Source organism: Paracidovorax anthurii (assembly GCF_003269065.1).
Taxonomy (GTDB): domain Bacteria; phylum Pseudomonadota; class Gammaproteobacteria; order Burkholderiales; family Burkholderiaceae_C; genus Paracidovorax; species Paracidovorax anthurii.
This window is the reverse complement of sequence record NZ_QLTA01000110.1, coordinates 1-4,692: the sequence shown is the minus strand read 5'-3', so window position 1 is coordinate 4,692 and position 4,692 is coordinate 1. Positions and strand designations below refer to the sequence as shown.

Sequence of the window (4,692 nt, the reverse complement as noted above, 5' to 3'; positions counted from 1 at the left end):
TGCCGTTCACCCGGTAGCGCAGCGCATCGCCCTGCACCAGCGTGGTCTGCACCAGCCGCGAGCGCTTGTCGTAGGCGTAGTTCGTCACCGTGGTGTCGCTCGTGCCGGCATACACCAGCTCCGCCGCCGACACCTTGTCCCCGAAGGCATTGAAGGCGTAGTCCACCCGGCCTCCGTCGGCATGGCGCTCCTGCACCACGTTGTTCACTACATTTTCTATAGCAGACTATTCAGCAAATACTGCGACATTCCGGGGTTCTGATTCAAAACTGGCTTTTAAAGAGCGCATTGAGCAGTCGCAACGGGCGCAAACCTCACTCAACGATTCCCGCCATCCCTGGATAGATGGGCATGGAGCTTTCTTCCCTGTGCCTTGTCATCTTCTCAGGCGTTTTGCTGGCCTTTGTCCTTGCGGCAATGGCTTACACACCGCCACCGCGCCCATGGCGTGGGGTGCGCCGCCGAGGCACGCTTCGTAAATTGCCCCCTGCGCCCCAGGGCAGACGCAAGCCCGAATGGGTCATTCGCCAAGTCTTGCGCCTGAGCTTGCACATCCCCAGCGGACGCCAAGTCGCCCACGTGTTCAACCGACTTCATGGTCACCGACTCACCATCGGCAAGACCTTTGTCTATCAATGCCGTGTGCAGCATGCCGAACGCTTGGCGGCAATGCACCGGGAGATACGGCGGCGTGTGCCACGCCCCCTGGCTCCGAACCACACCTGGGGCCTCGACCTGAGCAGCGTGCCGGTGTCCGATGGCTCCCGCGTGAACATCCTGGGCATCCTGGACCACGGCTCGCGCCTTTGCATCCGGCTGCAGGCCCTGCCGGGCAAATGCACCTGGATCTTGCTGGGGCATCTGCTGATCGCCATCGGTCAATACGGCAAACCCCGCTCTATCCGTACCGACAACGAGGCCATGTTCACCAGCCGACTCTGGTGCACCGCCTTGCGCCTGCTGGGCATTCGGCATCAGCGCAGCGCGCCGGGATGCCCATGGCAGAACGGCCGGATCGAGCGGTTCTTTGGCACGCTCAAGCCCGTTCTACGCTCCATGCGCCTGACGGCTGGAGGACTGCCAACTAAATTGGCCGGGTTCGCCAGCTTCTACAACGAAGTGCGACCCCATCAGAACCTGGGTGGCTTGACGCCACACGAGGCTTGGCAAGGCATTACCTGGGCAGATGTGCACCGGGCGCAGGGCCGAGGGGCGTGGGTGCAGGCCTGTGAAGGATTGCTGTGGGGTTATCGATCCCGATGTTGAAGCTTCACCTGCCCGCCAACACCCGCCGAACCATGCTGTCCGCAATGCAGCAGGACGGATTGCGCCGGCAAAGCGGTTTCTGCCGCATTCATCGCGCAGGCGAAGTGAAATTCTTCCCGAGCAAGAGTCGATTCAGTCCTTGGCAAGCCGGGGCTGCCGAAAAAAAGAGCAGGGCATCTTGAAAAAATGCCTTGCTCTTCAGCAGCCGGGATGTTGCGGACATGCGTACAGGACAGTCAGTTTTTGCCGAAGATGGGTTCCCACAAAATCCTGCGCGCGTGCTTCCGCGCCTCGTCCTCCGTTTCGATATCGGCGACCTCGAAATCGTCATTGCAAAGCATCTGCCGCCAGGAAACGTCGTCCCGAGAGAATGCCGAACGAAGCTCGGCCTCTAGCTTCGCTCGGTTGTCACCAGCGGCAGAAGCGCGTTGGTACAGACGAATCGCAGCATCTTCGCTAAGACCATCTTCCGCGTTGTACGCGGTGCGCAGCATGCGAGCGATGGTAGGAAAGTCAGTCATGGCTGTGTCTTTAAATGAGGAGCCGGGTACACCGTAATGGTTTCCCATACGCCCGTCACTGGGTTGAGTTCGTAGATACCTTGTGCACTGTTCAAGCCGTCGATCCGCTGTATCGGACCGAGGGCCGCCGCGTTCGCAGTCTTGTTGCCCGTAGCACCAAGTCGGACATAACCATATCCCAGGTCCATTCCTAGGTCACCGACGTCCTGCGTCTCGACGCGCACAACCGATTGACCAGGCTGACGTGCAATGGAGTTCGCAAGCCCCCCCCCATTACGGATGGTTTGGTCTGTGGAAATCAAAAGGCTGTCCGAATAGAACCCAGAGGACAGTGGCGGAATTGGCCCGGTGCTTCCGTCCGGCTTCACACCCGTGCGTGCGCGCACAACGAGGTCGGCATCCGTTACGCCACCGCCGTGCACGCTGAAAGCATGACCATCCGGGTGTGCCGTCAGAGCGTCCCAGTTGCTCGGCTTCATCGGCCCGATGAAATCTGCTTCACCAGTCAGCGGAGGTATGTCTCTCACATTGCCAAATCTGTTCAGAGCACTGCCAGCATCCAATCTCCCAACGATACCCTCCATCGGCGCCCCTACCGGCAAATCCATCCCCAGCCTCGCCCGAATCGTCGCATTCAGTTCTGCATTCAGTAAAGAAGCCTCGCTACGTATTGCAGCACCGCCTACCAGTGCCATCCCCTTGCTCAGCACACCCGCTAGCACTAAACCACCGACCTCATTCGCCGCTGCCGCCGGCAAGCTCCTCGCCACCTGGGTCTCGAACGTCGTTCCCCGAACAGCGTCCAGCCCTCCCAGCTCCGATTTGAGGTATTCCGCCACAGGCGTGCCACGACCATCCCACTGGCGCACGCTGCTGGATGTCAAATCGATCTGCCGTTGAGAGGCCTGATAGGCAGCGGCATCATTCAATCCACGGTCCAGCATCGCTCGATAAGCGAACCCCTGTCGGATGTCCCTGACATCCCGGTTGTCGCTCGTCGCCAGTTGCGCTTCCGCTGCCAAGCGCTCCGCGCGATTCCGGCTCTCCTGCGCAATGGCCTGGGCTCCAAGGCTCGCGGCCCCCATGTCTCCCAGGTCATAGTTCAGCACCTGACCCGTGCGCACCAAGGGAACACCTTGGGCATTGCGCAGGATCTGGCCACTGGCCAGCATCTGCCCGTACATCGCCCGCTGCTGGTTGGCATCAAGTCCCGCCGCCGCCAGTGCCGCTATCGGCCCTTGATTCCTCTCTACGATGGCCCAGCCCCCATTACCCATTTCAGGCGCCATGCTGCCGTTGATCTGGATTCCTCCATCGATTTCCCGACTCCAGTCATTCACAGCCCCAGAGGACACGCTCAACCCCAGGCCACCGCCAGGGCGCATCCCCGTGCCGGCCACCATGCCCGAACTGTCCCTTGCCACTTCCTCCTGAGAACCTTGCGCAGCCTTCAACGCGAGTTTTTCACCCAGGGCATTGCCAAACGCATCAGTTGCCACCTGCTGCACGCTCACCCGCCCCCCGCGCATCACCGCCGTGACCAGCCCGCCCGCGAAGCCCGAGACCGTTCCGCGCGCCAGCGCCGTGCCGAAGTCGCTCAATCCACTGAAGGCATTGGCGTTCTGAAGCGCCTGCCCCACTGAGTCTCCGACACCCGCGCCTACCGCCCCAGCCGCAACGCTCTTCCAATCGAAGCTCGACTGCAGTCCCGTCACCGTTCCCACACCCTGCGAGATCGTGCTGGAGACTGCTTGCCGCAACGCTGCTTTGCCGAAGACGTTTTCGACCTGAGGAAGCAGGCCCGAGCTACCCAGCGCACTGGTCACGCCACTGCCGAGTGCGCTGAGTGCCACGCCCTTCCAACTGAAGCCGTTCTGCGCGCCGATGGCGTTGCCCACGACCTGGCTGGCGATGGAGCCCACCGCGCCCGCCACCGCCGCAGCGCCCGCGGAGCCCAGACCCAAACTCGCCGCAGCCGATCCCATGGCTACGGTGCCCGTGCCTGACAGCGTTGCCATCCCCGCAGCCATCGTCTGGCCGAAGGTCGCACTGCCGGCCACCGTGCTCAGCGCTCCGGCCGTATAGACCGTCACCACGACGGCAATCACCACCATGATGATCTTGCCCACGGCCCCGCAGCCCCCGCCCTGCCCCGCCGGCGCCGGCAGCACCGCATCCAGGCTCCCCGTCACCCGGCTCGGGTCGTACGGCTGGAACGTCTCCACGTTGTTCGCGTTCAGCGCCAGCTTCGGCACCCGCAGCGTCTGCCCCGCCGCCAGTTGCCCGTCTCCCGACACCGCCAGCCCGTTGGCCTCCGCGATCCTCCACCACAGCTTGGCATCGCCCAGCACGTTGCGCGCAATGTCTTTGAGCGTCTCCCCGCCCACCACCGTGTAGGCGATCGCGTCCAGGTTCGCTCCCTTGAGCTGCAGCGGCGCCGCGTTCAGCCGGAACTCCGCCGTGTCCACGTACTTCGGCACGTCGCCCGCGTTCGCCGGCGGGTTCTCGCTGTCGGGGGCATCCCCGTAGCGCGCCAGCACCTCGCCATTGGCCACCAATTGGCGCTGCACGTGCCCCGGGTTCAGCGAGTCGCCCACCCAGCCGCCCAGGTAGCCGCTGGCCGGGTTCTGGATGCGGCCCGTGTGTCCTGCCGCCTGGTTCACATACACCGCGTTGCCCTGCGCGTCGTTCACGAACGCCCGGTTGAACCGCTCGTCGCCCACCCCCGTCACCTGCTCGATGTTGCTCACGTACCCGTTGGCGTCCCGCCAGGTCTTCGTCGTCGCCGTGGTGCCCTCGCGCTGGGCCGCGGAGGCCGTCTGCTGGTAGCTGCCGGCGAGGAACTGGTACTCGTAGCGCGTGGTGGTCGCCTTGCCCTCGTCGCCATCGGTCACCTGCCGGTTGC

Annotated in this window: 5 protein-coding genes; 2 read left to right on the top strand and 3 right to left on the bottom strand. The window is 63.4% G+C overall.

Annotation, left to right across the window (positions count from 1 at the left end; genetic code table 11):
- The coding region (locus tag AX018_RS24275) for a hypothetical protein (protein ID WP_146749456.1) at window positions 1–208 on the bottom strand (208 nt) is incomplete at its 3' end.
- Between the two features lie 143 nt (window positions 209–351).
- On the opposite strand from AX018_RS24275, the gene AX018_RS24270 reads away from it, so the two are divergent.
- Entirely contained in the window at window positions 352–1,266 is a 915-nt protein-coding gene (locus AX018_RS24270; RefSeq protein WP_170146346.1) for an integrase core domain-containing protein, read from the top strand.
- On the top strand, window positions 1,260–1,448 hold the full coding sequence (locus AX018_RS25555) for a hypothetical protein (RefSeq protein WP_211322529.1): 189 nt from the start codon (window positions 1,260–1,262) through the stop codon (window positions 1,446–1,448). Before AX018_RS24270 ends, AX018_RS25555 begins: the two co-directional genes overlap by 7 nt.
- 54 nt (window positions 1,449–1,502) lie before the next feature.
- Here the strand turns inward: AX018_RS25555 and AX018_RS24265 are convergent, their stop codons facing one another.
- A complete protein-coding gene (locus tag AX018_RS24265) occupies window positions 1,503–1,787 on the bottom strand; it encodes a hypothetical protein (RefSeq protein WP_211322528.1) in 285 nt (94 codons plus the stop codon).
- The coding region (locus AX018_RS24260) for a LysM peptidoglycan-binding domain-containing protein (RefSeq protein WP_146749455.1) at window positions 1,784–4,692 on the bottom strand (2,909 nt) is incomplete at its 5' end. The genes AX018_RS24260 and AX018_RS24265, both read right to left, overlap by 4 nt.

What these genes read in the sequence shown, in the direction of transcription:
- AX018_RS24270 (WP_170146346.1), top strand. Translation starts at nt 352, where the DNA reads ATGGAGCTTTCTTCCCTGTGCCTTGTCATCTTCTCAGGCGTTTTGCTG.
- AX018_RS25555 (WP_211322529.1), top strand. Translation starts at nt 1,260, where the DNA reads ATGTTGAAGCTTCACCTGCCCGCCAACACCCGCCGAACCATGCTGTCC.
- AX018_RS24265 (WP_211322528.1), bottom strand. Translation starts at nt 1,787, where the DNA reads ATGACTGACTTTCCTACCATCGCTCGCATGCTGCGCACCGCGTACAAC.